General features: G+C 67.1%; 16 protein-coding genes, 1 pseudogene and 1 riboswitch. Of the genes and pseudogenes, 8 read left to right on the forward strand and 9 right to left on the reverse strand.

Translation table 11 applies throughout. The annotated features are described in order from the left end of the window. The first annotated feature begins 49 nt into the window (after positions 1-49). From HWX00_RS20175 to HWX00_RS20195, 5 genes are all read left to right on the forward strand, one after another. Positions 50-298, forward strand: a complete 249-nt coding sequence (locus HWX00_RS20175; protein WP_049034878.1) for a hypothetical protein — start codon at positions 50-52, stop codon at positions 296-298. Between the two features lie 416 nt (positions 299-714). Then, positions 715-907: riboswitch (cobalamin riboswitch) on the forward strand. Positions 908-1,122: 215 nt separating this feature from the next. After that, positions 1,123-3,051, forward strand: coding sequence for a TonB-dependent receptor domain-containing protein (locus HWX00_RS20180; RefSeq protein WP_069704729.1), 1,929 nt, complete (start codon positions 1,123-1,125; stop codon positions 3,049-3,051). Between the two features lie 130 nt (positions 3,052-3,181). Next, entirely contained in the window at positions 3,182-3,754 is a 573-nt protein-coding gene (locus HWX00_RS20185) for a TetR/AcrR family transcriptional regulator (protein ID WP_069704728.1), read from the forward strand. Positions 3,755-3,776: 22 nt separating this feature from the next. Continuing rightward, on the forward strand, positions 3,777-4,772 hold the full coding sequence (locus HWX00_RS20190; protein WP_175027809.1) for an alpha/beta hydrolase: 996 nt from the start codon (positions 3,777-3,779) through the stop codon (positions 4,770-4,772). 7 nt (positions 4,773-4,779) lie between these two features. Then, positions 4,780-5,187 (forward strand): DUF6331 family protein, encoded by a 408-nt coding sequence (locus tag HWX00_RS20195; protein ID WP_059556577.1) that lies wholly within the window; start codon positions 4,780-4,782, stop codon positions 5,185-5,187. Here the strand turns inward: HWX00_RS20195 and HWX00_RS20200 are convergent. Further along, the gene (locus HWX00_RS20200) at positions 5,184-5,816 is read right to left on the reverse strand and encodes a LysE family translocator (RefSeq protein ID WP_034191304.1); all 633 of its coding nucleotides are present in this window, start codon (positions 5,814-5,816) and stop codon (positions 5,184-5,186) included. The two genes, HWX00_RS20195 and HWX00_RS20200, sit on opposite strands and share 4 nt — an antisense overlap. A gap of 114 nt (positions 5,817-5,930) precedes the next feature. Here HWX00_RS20200 and HWX00_RS20205 point away from each other — a divergent pair, with 114 nt between their 5' ends. After that, positions 5,931-6,392 carry an Lrp/AsnC family transcriptional regulator gene (locus HWX00_RS20205; RefSeq protein WP_034191303.1) on the forward strand — a complete coding sequence of 154 codons (462 nt, stop codon included), beginning with the start codon at positions 5,931-5,933 and terminating at the stop codon, positions 6,390-6,392. Positions 6,393-6,512: 120 nt separating this feature from the next. Here HWX00_RS20205 and HWX00_RS20210 read toward each other — a convergent pair whose 3' ends face one another. The 6 genes from HWX00_RS20210 to HWX00_RS20235 form a co-directional block, all read right to left on the reverse strand. Further along, on the reverse strand, positions 6,513-7,811 hold the full coding sequence (locus HWX00_RS20210) for a collagen-like triple helix repeat-containing protein (RefSeq protein WP_175027810.1): 1,299 nt from the start codon (positions 7,809-7,811) through the stop codon (positions 6,513-6,515). 275 nt (positions 7,812-8,086) lie between these two features. Continuing rightward, a complete protein-coding gene (locus tag HWX00_RS20215; protein WP_175027811.1) occupies positions 8,087-8,434 on the reverse strand; it encodes a copper-binding protein in 348 nt (115 codons plus the stop codon). Between the two features lie 83 nt (positions 8,435-8,517). Then, on the reverse strand, positions 8,518-9,309 hold the full coding sequence (locus HWX00_RS20220) for a DUF2182 domain-containing protein (RefSeq protein ID WP_034191299.1): 792 nt from the start codon (positions 9,307-9,309) through the stop codon (positions 8,518-8,520). Then, positions 9,306-9,950, reverse strand: coding sequence for a DUF1326 domain-containing protein (locus HWX00_RS20225; RefSeq protein WP_049036321.1), 645 nt, complete (start codon positions 9,948-9,950; stop codon positions 9,306-9,308). The genes HWX00_RS20220 and HWX00_RS20225 overlap by 4 nt, the downstream gene beginning before the upstream one ends. Positions 9,951-10,117: 167 nt before the next feature. Then, the gene (locus HWX00_RS20230; protein ID WP_034191297.1) at positions 10,118-10,417 is read right to left on the reverse strand and encodes a hypothetical protein; all 300 of its coding nucleotides are present in this window, start codon (positions 10,415-10,417) and stop codon (positions 10,118-10,120) included. A 216-nt stretch (positions 10,418-10,633) separates the two neighbouring features. Further along, positions 10,634-10,882, reverse strand: a complete 249-nt coding sequence (locus HWX00_RS20235; protein WP_049036319.1) for a hypothetical protein — start codon at positions 10,880-10,882, stop codon at positions 10,634-10,636. Positions 10,883-11,018: 136 nt separating this feature from the next. On the opposite strand from HWX00_RS20235, the gene HWX00_RS20240 reads away from it, so the two are divergent. Both HWX00_RS20240 and HWX00_RS20245 read left to right on the forward strand, forming a co-directional pair. Then, entirely contained in the window at positions 11,019-11,420 is a 402-nt protein-coding gene (locus HWX00_RS20240; RefSeq protein ID WP_175027812.1) for a hypothetical protein, read from the forward strand. A 141-nt stretch (positions 11,421-11,561) separates the two neighbouring features. Further along, positions 11,562-11,907 (forward strand): annotated as a pseudogene (locus HWX00_RS20245) (4-hydroxy-2-oxovalerate aldolase); the annotation flags it as partial. 109 nt (positions 11,908-12,016) lie between these two features. Here HWX00_RS20245 and HWX00_RS20250 read toward each other — a convergent pair. Further along, positions 12,017-12,268, reverse strand: a complete 252-nt coding sequence (locus tag HWX00_RS20250; protein ID WP_175027813.1) for a hypothetical protein — start codon at positions 12,266-12,268, stop codon at positions 12,017-12,019. After that, positions 12,265-13,512 (reverse strand): alkaline phosphatase family protein, encoded by a 1,248-nt coding sequence (locus HWX00_RS20255; RefSeq protein WP_175027814.1) that lies wholly within the window; start codon positions 13,510-13,512, stop codon positions 12,265-12,267. The genes HWX00_RS20250 and HWX00_RS20255 overlap by 4 nt, the downstream gene beginning before the upstream one ends. Between the last annotated feature and the right edge of the window lie 24 nt (positions 13,513-13,536).

The following is a 13,536-nucleotide window of genomic DNA, read 5'->3' on the forward strand; positions in this document are numbered from 1 at the left end:
GATGACGTTGCCCGCAGTCAGTCGCGCAGTCAGTCGTGAAGGAGCCACCATGAACACGCACGCGATCGTCGCCGCCGCCCTGGCGGTCGCCTCCCTTCCGGCGTTCGCCCAACCGGGCGCGACGTCATCCGGTTTCCCCGCCGCATCGCCGCACGACGTCGTCGAGCAGGCGATGCACCGCTCGCCCGGCGCGTTGCCGCACGCCGGCTTCGTGCTCGCGAAGATCGATCAGAACAATACGCCGCCCGATCGGGGCGGCGACCCGGGCGGCCGCGCGCACGCCGGCACGCACATGTAACGGCGCGCGCCGGGCGCCGCTGCCGCGCCCGGCCCCGCCGGCAATCAGAACGCCGGCAGCGACGGATCGCGTGCGGCGAGGATGTCGTCGGTGCGGGCTGTTCCGCGATCTGCAGCTGTTCGGCTGGCCGATCGTGCAACCGCGGCGACCGACCGGCATGCGGCTCGGCGATCCGCGCCGCGACAACGCTGTGCCGCTGCCCGGGCTGCTCAACGCGCCGGCTGACGTCGACCGGACAACCTACGGTTTCGCGTTCGATACGACGCGGCTCGCATGCCGCTTGCTCCTCCCGATTCATCAGACGAGAAACGCGACACCAACACACAAGCGAAAGGATTCGGAAAGCGCTTGCCGGAGAATGACGTTTTTTCGCACCCTCGCGCGGCGCGGCAATTGACGTGCGGGAGCGCACGCCATTACCCTTGCGCGCTGATGGTTCCCAGCGATGGGATCAAAAGGGAACGCAGGACGGGCAACGACTCGAATCTGCGGCTGCCCCCGCAACTGTGAGCGGCGAATCCGTGCCACTGCGCGCCACTGGGAAACCGGGAAGGTCCGCACGGATGACGACCCGCGAGCCAGGAGACCTGCCATCGACCCGAGGTCCAGCAGCCGCACCGGGCGGGGTGTCCCGATGCGCAAGCGCCGCCGTTGGCGGTCGCCCGTTGCATGGACGACCCGACCTCAGGATCCGTCAGATGTCCTTCGTTCCCGAATCCGCTTCCCTGCCGGAAGCGTCGCGCCGACACGCCGTCGGCATGCGCAACCTGCCCGCCCTTCGCTCGCGACCGCCCTACGCGCCACACGCTTTCTCTCGCTGTCTGATGAACCTTCGTTACCTGCTCGCCACATCCGCCGCCACCGCGCTGCTCACCCCGCTCGCCCATGCCGCCGGCGATACCGCGCTCCAGCCGCCCGCCCAGCCCGCCGAAGGCGCCGATCTGCCGACGATCAGCGTGACCGACACGCGGCACCTGCCCGAATCGTTCGACCGGCGCTATGCGTCGACGCAGGTGCTTACGCGAGAAGATCTCGACCGGCTGTCGTCGACCGACCCGAGCATCACGCAGGCGCTCGCGACGCTGCCGGGCGTGACCGTCTCGCAGAGCGGCGGCCCCGGCTCGTCCGCGTCGGTCAGCATCCGCGGCTCGTCGGCCAGCCAGGTCGCCGTGTTCATCGACGGGATCCGGATCGGCTCGCCGACCACCGGCATCGCGCCGTGGGCCGACCTGCCGGCCGACGCGTTCGAACGCGTGGAAGTGATTTCGGGCCCGGCCGCCGCATCGTTCGGCAGCAACGCGATGGGCGGCGTCGTGCAGCTCTTCACGCGCCGCGCCGCCAACCGGCCGAACCAGACCACCGTGTCGTTCGGCGGCGGATCGAACAAGACGTTCGACACGCAGTTCCGCACGTCGGGCACCCTGCCGTCGACAGGGCCGCTGGCCGCGCTCGGCGGTGTCACCTACTCGCTGGGGCTGCACGACTACAACACGGCCGGCATCGATGCGACGCGGCCCTTCTTCTACGGTCACGAAGCCGGCCGCAATCCGTATCACGCGCAGGATCTCGATGCGCGGCTCGGCTATGCGCGCGACAACTGGTCGATCTCGACGTTCGCGCTGTATCACCGCTCCGACCTGTCCTACGACAACAGCGGCTATGCGAATCGCGAGCTCGATCACCAGCTGACGACCGGCATCGCATTTCATCTCGACATCACGCCCGATACGCAGTTCGACCAGTCGTTCGGTTATGCGAACGACCGCCAGTTCATCTACGCGGACAATCCGGCCCTCGCAACCGACCAGATCAATTCGCAGCGCATCAGCACGTCGACGTCGCTGACCCATCAGGCGCACGGGTTCCGCCTGTTCGGCCTGCCGCTGTCGGGCGAAACGAAGCTCGCCTACGATTTCACGCGCGAACAGGCATTCCTGCCGATCGACGCGCCCGGCGGCATACCGACGCGCAACGACTCGGCGTTTTCGCTGCATCAGTCGGCCACGCTCGGCAGCGTGACGCTGTTCCTCGCGGGGCGTCGCGAGATCATCGCCGGGCAAGGCGTGAACACCGGCAACGCCGCGCTGTCGTGGGCGATCACGCCGGTCTACACCGCGCGCGTGTCGTACGGCAACGCATTCCGCCTGCCGAGTTTCAACGACCTGTACTACCCCGGCTACGGCAATCCGAACCTCAGCCCGGAACGCAGCACGTCGGTCGAGGCCGCGCTCGACGCGAACACGTCGTACGGCACGTTCTCGGCGGCGGTCTACGACACGCACGTCAACAACCTGATCGCGTACAACCCGGCAACGTTCTCGCCGATGAACATCGGCCGTTCGCACATTCGCGGCATCGACCTGTCGTACAAGGGGACGATCGGCCGCTCGACGCCGGTGAGTCTGGCCGTCGGCCTCCTGAATCCGCAGGACGAGACCAACCAGACCTGGCTCAACCGCCGGCCGCGCCAGACGGTCAGCCTCAGCGTCGACCACACGTGGGACGAACTGAAGCTCCACGCGCTGAGCACGGGCGCATCGCTGCTCTACGGCGGCACGACGTTCGACGATCCGGCCAACACGACGTATCTGCCGTCGTACCTGACGGTGAGCCTGCGCGCGTCGTACCGGATCAATTCGCACCTGACGGTGTCGGCGTCGCTGTCGAACCTGTTCGACCGGCAATACATGACCGCGTACGGCTACAACACGCTCGGCCGCACCGCGTTCGGCAAGATCACCTACACGTTCTGACGGCCGGTCGCCCCGGCGCCTGCGTCGCGGGCGCCGGGGCGGATCGGCATGGCCGGCACCGTACGGGAAATTGACTTCGCGGCAAAAACTAATAGAATTAGTTTTTTGACTAATTCACATAGTATTCGTCATGGCGCGTGCCGGCATTACCGTAGACAGACTCGTCGAAGCCGGCGCGCGGCTCGCCGACGAAACCGGCTTCGAGCCGCTCACCGGCGCGGCGCTCGCGCGGCATTTCGGCGTCAAGCTGGCCAGCCTGTATTCCCATGTCCCGAGTTTCGACGATCTCAAGAGCCGGATCGCGCTGTTCGCGCTGCAGGAGCTGGCCGATCGCGCCGCCGATGCGCTGGCCGGCCGCACCGGCAAGGATGCGCTGACCGCGCTCGCGAACGTCTATCGCGACTATGCGCGCGCGCACCCCGGCCGCTTTGCGGCCGCGCGCCATCCGGTGAGTCCCGAGCGCGCCGCCGAAAGCGCGGGCGGGCGGCTCGTCAGGATGACCTCGGCCGTGCTGCGCAGCTACGACCTGCCGGAAGCCGAGCAGGCCCATGCGATCCGCCTGCTCGGCGGCTTCTTCATGGGCTACGTGACGCTCGAAGGCGCCGGCGGTTTCTCGCACGGCACACCGGATTCCGACGCATCGTGGTCGCGCAGCCTCGATGCGCTCGACGTGATGCTGCGCCACTGGCCTTCGGCCGCATGACGGGCCTGATGGAATTCAAGCGATGAACGACAAACCCGATGGCGTCGTGCTGCCGAGCCGCGTCGTGCCCTTCCCCACCTCGATCAGCGACGAAGCGCGAGCCGCGTTGCAACGCCTGGTCGGCGACGACGGCGTGCCGCTGAATGCGCTGCACGTGATGCCCGCGCCGGACGATGTCGACGCGTGGATGCGCGTGAAGGCGGCCGCCGACGCGTATTACACGGCCGCGGTCGGGCAACTGGCCGGCCATCTGCGTTCGAGCGTCGAGACGATCCGGGCCGGCGATGTGGACCTCCACGTCGCGACGCCCGAAGCGGCCGCTTCCGACGAATGCGCGTACATCGACCTGCATGGCGGCGCGCTGATCGTCGGCGGCGGCGCCGCATGCCGCGCCGGCGCGCAGATGCATGCCGACCGCCTGGGCGTTCGCTGCTACGGCGTCGATTACCGCATGCCGCCCGAACATCCGTATCCGGCCGCGCTCGACGATTGCATCGCGGCCTATGCGTTCGTGCTGGCGCGCCACGCGCCGGAAAACATCGTCATCGGCGGCCGCTCGGCCGGCGGCAATCTCGCGGCCGCGATGGTGCTGCGTGCCCGCGACGAAGGCTTGCCGCTGCCGGCCGCGCTCGTCCTGCTGTCGCCGGAAGCCGATCTGACCGAATCCGGCGACAGCTTCGAGACCAACCGGCTCGTCGACGTCGTGCTGCCGGCGTCGCTGATGCCGAACAACCTGCTCTACGCCAACGGCGCCGATCTCGCGCATCCGTATCTGTCGCCGCTGTTCGGCGATTTCTCGGCCGGCTTCCCGCCGACGTTCATCCAGAGCGGTACGCGCGACCTGTTCCTGTCGAACGCGGTTCGCCTGCACCGCGCGTTGCGGCGCGCGCAAGTGCCGACCGAACTGCATGTGTTCGAAGGCATGCCGCACGGCGGGTTCATGGGCGCGCCGGAGGATATCGAACTCACCCGGGAGATCGCACGCTTCATGCATGCCCATTTCCGGGCCCTGAATTGAGCCGGCGATGAACGGAAAACCGCACAAGGACGACATCAGCATCGGCAAGGATCGCTGGATCGAAGTCGGCGATCTGGCGGGCGGCCAGGGGCGCGCGGTCGAAATCGACCCGCATCTGACCGCGGTCATGCCGTTGCTCGATGCGCTGGAGACGAACTGCGTCGCCGGATGCTGCGGCATCGACGCGTTCGGTTTCTGGCCGGACGAAATCGCCACGGCGCTCGACCGGTGGCCGCCCGATGCGCCGGCTCGGCTCGCCGACGATCTGTTGTCGGTCCAGCGTGCGATCGACGCGTTGCCGGCCGATGTCGCCGTCAGCACGCGCATGAACCAGTACTTTCGGAAAACGGTGATGCTCGAACTGCTCGCCCATATCCGGACGACGATCGACGCCATCCGGTCGAACGACGCCTAGATCATCGCACGCGCGCCTGCGACCAGTTGGACCGCGCCGAATACCGCGATGACGGCCGCCGATACGCGCGACAGCCCGTGCATGAACGCGAGCGACAGCTTCGTGCGCAGCGCGGCGGTCGCGCTGCTCAGGCACAGCCACCACGCGGCGGAGCCGACGAACACACCGGCGACCATCCACGCCACGGCAGGCCCGACCGAGCTGCCGGGCGTGCCCGACAGCGGGCCGAGCGCCGCGAAAATCCCGACGAACGACAGGATCGTCATCGGGTTCGACAGCGTGAGGCCGAACGTCGTCAGGAAATCCCGCAGCACGGTCGTGCGCGGCAGGTCGCGCTGCAGCGCCGCCTCGGCCGGCGGCTGACGCAAGATGGTCCACGCGAGCCAGACGAGAAATGCGCCGCCGCCGATTTTCAGGCCGACGGTCAGCATCGGGAACGCGGTAACGATGCCTGCAATGCCCAGCGCGCCGAGCAGGCCGTAGATCGCATCGGCGCACGCGGCGCCGATGCCCGTCGCGAACCCCGCCCGAAAACCCCGGCTCAGGCTGCGCTGAATGCACAGCATGCCGATCGGGCCGACCGGCACCGCGATCGACAGCCCCATCACGACGGACTTGATGAACAGCATCGCCTGCTCCTTGTGGCATCCACGGGTTGAACAGGCATCGTAGGGAAAGTCCGGTCACCGCTGAATGCGGTTTTTAAGGAAAAATGGCGACTCTACCTTAAAAACTCCGCCGCAATGGACGATCTGGACTGGAAGGTACTGTCGCTGCTGCAGGCCAACGGCCGCATCAGCTATACGGAACTGGCGCGCCAGGTACACCTGTCGGTGCCGGCGGTGACGGAGCGCGTGAAGCGCCTCGAATCGGCCGGCGTCATCGAGGGTTATACGGCGCGGATCAATCCGGCCGCGGCCGGCTATCCGGTGAGCGCGCTGATCGGCATCACGGTGCCGCAGCCGGCGAAAGCGAAGTTCCTCAAGCTGCTGGAGACGATTCCCGAAGTCGTCGAGTGCCATCACGTGACGGGCGCGGATTCGTATGTGATGCGGCTCGTCGCGATCGGCATGACCCATCTCGAACAATTGATCGAACGCATCAACCTGTACGGCGAAACGCGCACGTCGATCATGATGTCGACGCCGCTGCCTGCGCGCGGGCTCGCACGACCGCCATCGAAGCTCGGCGACACGCGCGGATGATGCGTCGATCAGGGCCAGACGACCGGCCGCGCGTCGAACGCCATCGACCGGTCACGCGTGGCGCCAGCCGGCCCTTCAATGACAGGCCGGCTGTCCGCCGCCGCGATCGACGCACACCGGCTACTTGCCGGCCAGGCCGCCGAGCAGGCCTCCGACCAGCGACGTCACCGGCGCAAGCGGATTGGCGAGACCACCCGCCGGTGTGCCGGTCGCGGGACCATCGTGCACGGTCGCCGGGATGCCGCCGACCACGCTCGTCACCAGCCCGGAGATCGGCACCGCACCGTTCGCGCCGCCCGGATTCACGAGGCCGCCCACGTTGGTAACCGTGTTGCCGACCGCCCGGACAAGGGTGCCGACGCCGCCGACGAGCGGCTGAGGCGACGCGGCGCTCACCTTCCATCCGGCCGACGTGACCGCCGCGCCGACCTGCCCGAGCAGGCCGGCCACCGGCTGCCCGAGGCCGGTGGCGGTGCCGACCTGCTGCGTGAGCTGGCCCGCCGTCGTCACGAGCGGCGTGATCGCCGTGCTGATCGCCTGCGTCGCCTGCTGGACCGGGCCCGACGACAACGCCGCGCCGAGCGTCGTGCCGCCCGTTCTCAAACCGCTGGACACCGTGTCGAGCAGCCCGCTGATCGGTGTCGTAAGCGGTGAAAGCGGCGAGAGCGGGCCGGTACCGAGCGCCTTGACGGTTTCGCTGAGGCCGCTGACGGGGTTGCTGGTCGACGCAACGATGTTGCCGAGGCCGGCGACCGTCGTGCCGACCGGGTTCGGTACGATGCCGATCTGGCCGAGACCGGCACTCACGACGTTCGACGTCTGGCTGATGATCGTGCCGACACCGGTCACCGTGTCGGCAGGCCCGACGGTGACGCCCCTGCTGACGCCGGGGAGGGTCACGCCGGCAAGCGTGGTGCCCACGTCCATCACGATCCCGCCGACGGAGCTGATGATGCCGTTCGTGCCTGGCGCGCCGCTCGTGCCGCTACTGCTCGTGCCGCTACTGCTCGTGCCGCTGCTGCTCGTGCCGCTGCTGCTCGTGCCGCTGCTGCTCGTACCACTGCTGCTCGTGCCACTGCTGCTCGTACCACTGCTGCTCGTACCACTGCTGCTCGTACCACTGCTGCTCGTACCACTGCTGCTCGTGCCACTGCTGCTCGTGCCACTGCTGCTTGTGCCACTGCTGCTCGTGCCGCTGCTGCTCGTACCACTGCTGCTCGTGCCGCTCGACCCGCTGGTACCGCCGCTGCTCGAACCGCTCGACCCACTGGTACCGCTGGTCGTCCCGCTGGTACTCGTCCCGATGGTGTTGCCGGCCAGCGGCGGTGCCGTGATGTCTCCGCCACCACACGCAGCCAGCGTGCATGCCGCGGCAATGGCGGCGAACGCGACATTCGCCTTGATGAATGGATGTTGCATGGAAGCCCCCGTCTGCTATTCAGCGCGATCCTTCCATCAAGCATCTACCGTGCCATTTCCGTCGGCCCCGTTAACAGTCTTTCGATCGGGACGCGATGACCTGCCGGCGGCGCGTTCGGGTACGGCGCATCGCTTCGGCGCCGGCTCGACCTTGCCGATCCGCACCTGCGTCCCGGCAACGCGGACGTAACATCGGCCTTGCGTTACGTAGCATGAATGGCGAAAGCATGCCGGGCATCGTCGGCCCGCGGCGAACCTGTCCGCACCGCCCGTCGTCACGGACCCTTCACCAGCTTCACGATCGTGAGCACGCCGTCCACACGCTCGATCCGGACCCTGACCTTGTCGCCGGTGCGCAGCGCCCCGATCGTCACCGCATCGCCGGCCTTGAACGCCATCGTCATCGCCGGCATCCCGACGTTGTCGAGCGCGCCGTGCCGAAGCGTGACCATCCCGTGCCCGGTGTCGACCTTCTTCACCTCGGCATCGGTCAGCGCGGCGTCCGGTGCCGCCATCTTCCTGCCGCCCATGTCCATGCCGGCCATGTCGCCGGCGGCCAATACCGGCATCGCAACAGTTGCCACCGCACACAAGACGGCAGCGGCATGAAAGCGGATCTTCATCGATCGTCTCCCGTTGACGACTGCGTTGCCGGTGCGAGCACCATCACGGCCGGTGCACGGCCGCTGGCGCCAGCCGCGGACGATCAGACCAGCAACGTCGCGCCGGCCCACACGATCAGCACGACGCCGAGCGCGCGGCCGACACGTTCTCCGCCTGGCAGGATCTTTTCCGCAAACACGAACAGCGACAACGCGGCAATCCACACGACGTTCATCACGCCGCCGACGAACAGCAGCGCCATCAGGAGCCAGCAGCAGCCCACGCAGTACGCCCCATGGCGCGCACCGAGCAGGAAACTGCCGGCGACGCCCGGACGCCAGTGCGCGACCAGGAACGCGGCCGGCGCGCGGCATTGCCGCAGACACGCGCGCTTGAGCGGCGAGAACTGATAGAGCCCGGCCAGCGCCAGCACGAACGCGGAAAGGGCCGCGCTCTTCGACCACAGCATCATCGCGGAGATCAACCCCGCCGGCTGCAGCAGTGCCTGAAGCCACGCCGCGCCGATCGAAAACGCGAGCCAGGCCGTCAGATAACCGGCCAGCAGCGACACCGACGTGAACGCCGAACCCGCTTCCCCGTTGCCGCGATGCCGCAACACGCGCCGGTACAGCATCACAAGCGGCGCCGCACCGGGCGTCATCATCGCGATCATCATCACCCACCACATCACGATCACGGTCGGCAGCGACGGCTCCATGCTGCCCGGGTCGTCCGCGAGCCGATGCGGAAAGAGCGCGACCGTCGTCATCTCCAGCGCCGACATGCCGGTACCCGCGCCCGTCCACAGGTAGAACCAGCACACGGCGACGAGCGCGGCCATGCCGAGCAGCGTGATGACGCGCTCGCGCCCGAGCCAGATGCCGAGCGGAGTCATGCCGCGACGCGATGCCGGATCAGTCCGTGATTGTTCAGGTGCAGCCGCGCGAACTGCGCATAGGTGCCGTCGAGATTCAACGCGAGGTTGCCGTGCGAGCGCCCCGTGCCCGAACCGATCTCGGCCAGTTCGTATTCGAAACCGTGCGGCAGGTCGATTCGCACGCGATGCGCGTCGCCCGTCACCGGATTGCGGATCGGGTCGCCCGCGAGGTCGAACACGCCATCGACGTGAATCCGGCCGCGCCGGGCATCGACATCCACGTCGAAATCGATCTTCGCGAAGATCGGATCGAACGCGTGCTCCAGCGTCGACGCGTACACCGAGAACATCGTCGCGAACGGATCGGTATCCTGACCGGTCATGATCTTCAGCACGGCATCGCGCTGCGCCAGGCTGGCGCGTTCGTCGACGATCGGCTGGCACTTTCCGTGACCTTCGTGGACAGCGCCCGGCCAATGGAACACGACCGCGATCCGGACGCCGTCGAGCACCACGTCGCCGTAGTGACCGCTGTCGATCGAAATCGCGCCCATCGCCTCGCAGTTGCCGTTGGTCGGCAGCGCATTGAACTGGCATGGGCAACCGTATGAGCAATTGCAGCTGATCATTTCGGTGCCCTGAATCTCCCACGGCGTCATGGCTCCACCTCGCGCTCTGTGACACATGAACGCTTCGAATCTAGTGCACGCTATCGGGGAAATCAAAGCAGGAATGCCCGCGTTAGAACGGTGTTTCCGCGCCTCATATATGACTTATTGAACCGCGTGCGCATCGGCATTCCGGTCGCTGTCTCCGCCCCGTCGCGTCACACGAGCAACGACGCGACGATCGCACACCACACCGCGCTCGCGCCGCCCAGAAACGCGCGCCGTGCGACGAGCATCCGAGATTCGTCACCGGGGGTCTTCATCGGCGAGGTGGCGAGAAACGGCACGCACGCGAGACAGGCGAAGCCCGCCAGCGCGAGCACCACGACGACATAGTCGCCGAACCGCCAGGGCAGCGGTTCGTGCAATCCCCAGTAACCGAGAAACAGCATGCCCATCGAGAACATCGTCGCGGAGGCCGAGCTGAGCGCGACCACCGATCCCGTCGGAAACTGCATGGGAACCTCCCTTCGCGCAGCGCGCGATGCAACGCTTCTCGCCAGGGATCACCACGATCGCGCCGGCTATCGACCGGTCACGGATTCATGACCCGCTCGAAAGGACGAAGCGCGCCCCCGCTGCCGCTCGACGAATACGCGTTGTCACGGATTGACAGATTCAGCCAGACAAGCCGACATTTCGTACCGATCCAATCGGGCACGTACGTCACGCCGCTACTCCGGCTTCTTCGCGACCTGCGCGACGGAAATCCAGCCCACCACCGCCGCGGCGACCCAGCAGCACGTGACCAGCAAGTCGAGATTCATCCAGCCTTCGAAATTCGCACTGTTTTCGAAACTGCAGCGCTGACGGCCCCTGACCCACATGCAGCCGCTGATCAGCTGGTCGATGTGCATGTAGACGCTGTATACCGCAACAGCCGAGGCGATGACGGCGACCCGCAGGCTCATGCTTTTTTTCATTGGTGCTGGACGCGTGTGGTGAACTCCCGTCGATCTTAAGCCAATGGCGATGCGTGACGCAATCGCCCGGGTATCGTCCCGATTGACCGGTACGCGTGAAACAGTGTCGACCGGGTAACCACAACGGGGAACGCTCATGACGAAACAGAACACGATCGCGCTGATCGTCGATCCCGGAAGCGGCGAGCGGATTCGCGACGTCGCCGCGCACGCCCGGCATACGTGGGTCGTCACGAGCGACATCAACGATACCGTCGTCAAACGGATCTGGAATACATCAGCGGCGTTGCCCGGGCAAGCCGCCGAAGGTGGCGTCACCACGTTCCTGCGCCATGGCGACGACCGCGAAAGCTGGTGCGCCGGCATCCTGGATACGCTGGACGACCATCACAACGGCGCAACGCACGGCTATGCGATGCTGGCGGTTTTCGGCACGACGCTCTCCGAGCGGCTCCGGCTGGCGTTGATGGCACTCGGATTCTCGGGTTTTGCGTCGACCGACGACGGGTTTAGCGCGGTCAAGCCTGACACGGCATGAACGATAGATGGGCTGCGGGCATCGCCCTCTCCCCCTTGATCGGCCTGATCGCCCTCAGGCAGTCCACTGCCAGTTGCTGATAGATCCGTACCGTTCGCCTTCGCTTCGATCTCCGCGTCGCGCAACCGCTGCACGACGCGCCTCGGCATGCCCGCGAGCAACACGCCGACGGAAGTGTTCGTCGCCGTGTGCTGCCGGATGGGGATCGAGACGGGTGTCGCCCTGTTCGCGATCTTGCGTCGCCAACGATCTCGTCGTGCCGATCGTGGACGCGCCGTTCCACCGCGACCGCGATGCGCTGACGCTCAGCTACGCGGGCGTCCACTCGTCGCTCCTGCTGTTCGCGAAGCGCGCGGAGGCGAAGTACGGGATTCCTGCGCGCGAAATCCTCGTCGAACTCGGCCGGCAGCGGCTCGTCGGTGGCCGAGAGGACATGATCGAGGATGCCGCGCTGGCGATAGTGCGGGCGCGGGAGGTGGCGGCGTAAGCCCGCACGCGGCTTCCTCGTGCCAATGTCAACGACGCGCAAGACGTACAGGCATGCGGTTTGCCCAATTGTCGGCCACCGTCAACTGACACCAAGCTGTCGCCCCCGCTCAACGATGCTTCCCGCCATGCTTGCGCGCCCGATGCTCGGCACGCTTGTGCAGCAGCACCGGCATCAGTTCCTCGATGTACCGCCGCGCCTGCCCGCGCGTGACGATCTCGCTGAAGCGTTGATGCGCCTGCTCCTGTCCGACGAGCGCCGCATGCGCTTTCCTCAGGATGTGCAGATATGCGATCAGGCTCGTGCCGTCGCGCACGGGTAGCGCATCGCGCGGGTCCGGAGTCGGGGCGGCGGTACTCATGTTCCGATCCTTTGCGGACAATCCGTCCGGCACGTAGGCGTCACGAGCGCCAGCAGGTCGTTGGCGAGGCGGTCGCGATCGGTCAGCGGCGCGAGGCCGAACAGCCGCTCGAGCGTCGCGGCGACCGATGCATGGTCATACGGCGTGTGATCGACGTGCCCGGCCGCGACCCACGGCGAAATCACGATCGCCGGCACGCGCACGCCGTACACGTCGAAGCCGAAGCCGCTCGCGTTCAGCGTCGCGGGCGCGCCGTCGTTCGGCGGCGGCGCGGCGCCCGGCCCGACCGAATCGTAGAAGCCGCCGTGCTCGTCGTAGACGATCACGAACAGGCTGCTGTTCCACACCGGCGAATTGCGGATCGCGTTGTACACGCGCGCGGCGAGCCGGTCGCCGCCGGCGAGACCGTCCATCGGATGCTGCGAGCTGCCGTTCTGATAGGTACCGTGCACGATGTCGCCGTAACCGGGCTCGATGAACGTATAGCGCGCCGTGTAGCCGGCCGCGAGATCGGCGTCGAAATGCGCGAGATCGTCGATGTCGAAGAAGCTGATGCCCTTCAACGACGCGACCTGCGGCACGTGGCCGAGCGGGTCGCCCGTCTGGTCCTGGTAGATGCGCCAGTTGTCGTCGCCGAGCGCGCCGAAGATCGAACCCTTCGGATACGGAAAACCGTCGAACCCGTCCCATCCCAGCATTTCCTGCTTGGTCGGCGAATGGTCGAGCCCGGCCGACGACGCGCCATGCAGGAAGAAGCGGTTCGGCCAGGTCGGCCCCGGCATCGATGCATGCCACGCATCACACAGCACGAACGCGTTCGCGAGCGCGTAAAGCGACGGCGCCTGCGTCACGACGTCGACACCCTGCATGATCTTGCCCGCATCGACCGGCCGCGGCGGCGTGCCTTCGGAATGCGACGTCGCGTAGTTCGACACGAAACCCGAATTGGTGATGGACGGATAGGCCTGCCCTTTCACGAACGGTACGCCCGCGCCGCACAGCTGTTCGAGCACGTCGGTGAATTCGTGGCACGGATCGGTCGGCATCCGGTCGGGCGCGCCGCCGCCGAACGGATAGACCGCGCCGCCGTACGCGTTGCTGTTGCCCGGCGACGCGGCGACGATGCCGGCAATGCCCGACAGTGCAAACAGGTGATCGAAGGAACGGTTCTCGAGCATCAGCACGAACACGTGCCGGATGCGGTCCTGAACGGACGGGGATGCGGGGGCTGCGTCTGCACTCATGGCGCCTCCTGGCGTCGCGCGACG

The sequence above is a fragment of the Burkholderia seminalis DSM 23518 genome (assembly GCF_902832885.1).
GTDB classification, from domain to species: domain Bacteria; phylum Pseudomonadota; class Gammaproteobacteria; order Burkholderiales; family Burkholderiaceae; genus Burkholderia; species Burkholderia seminalis.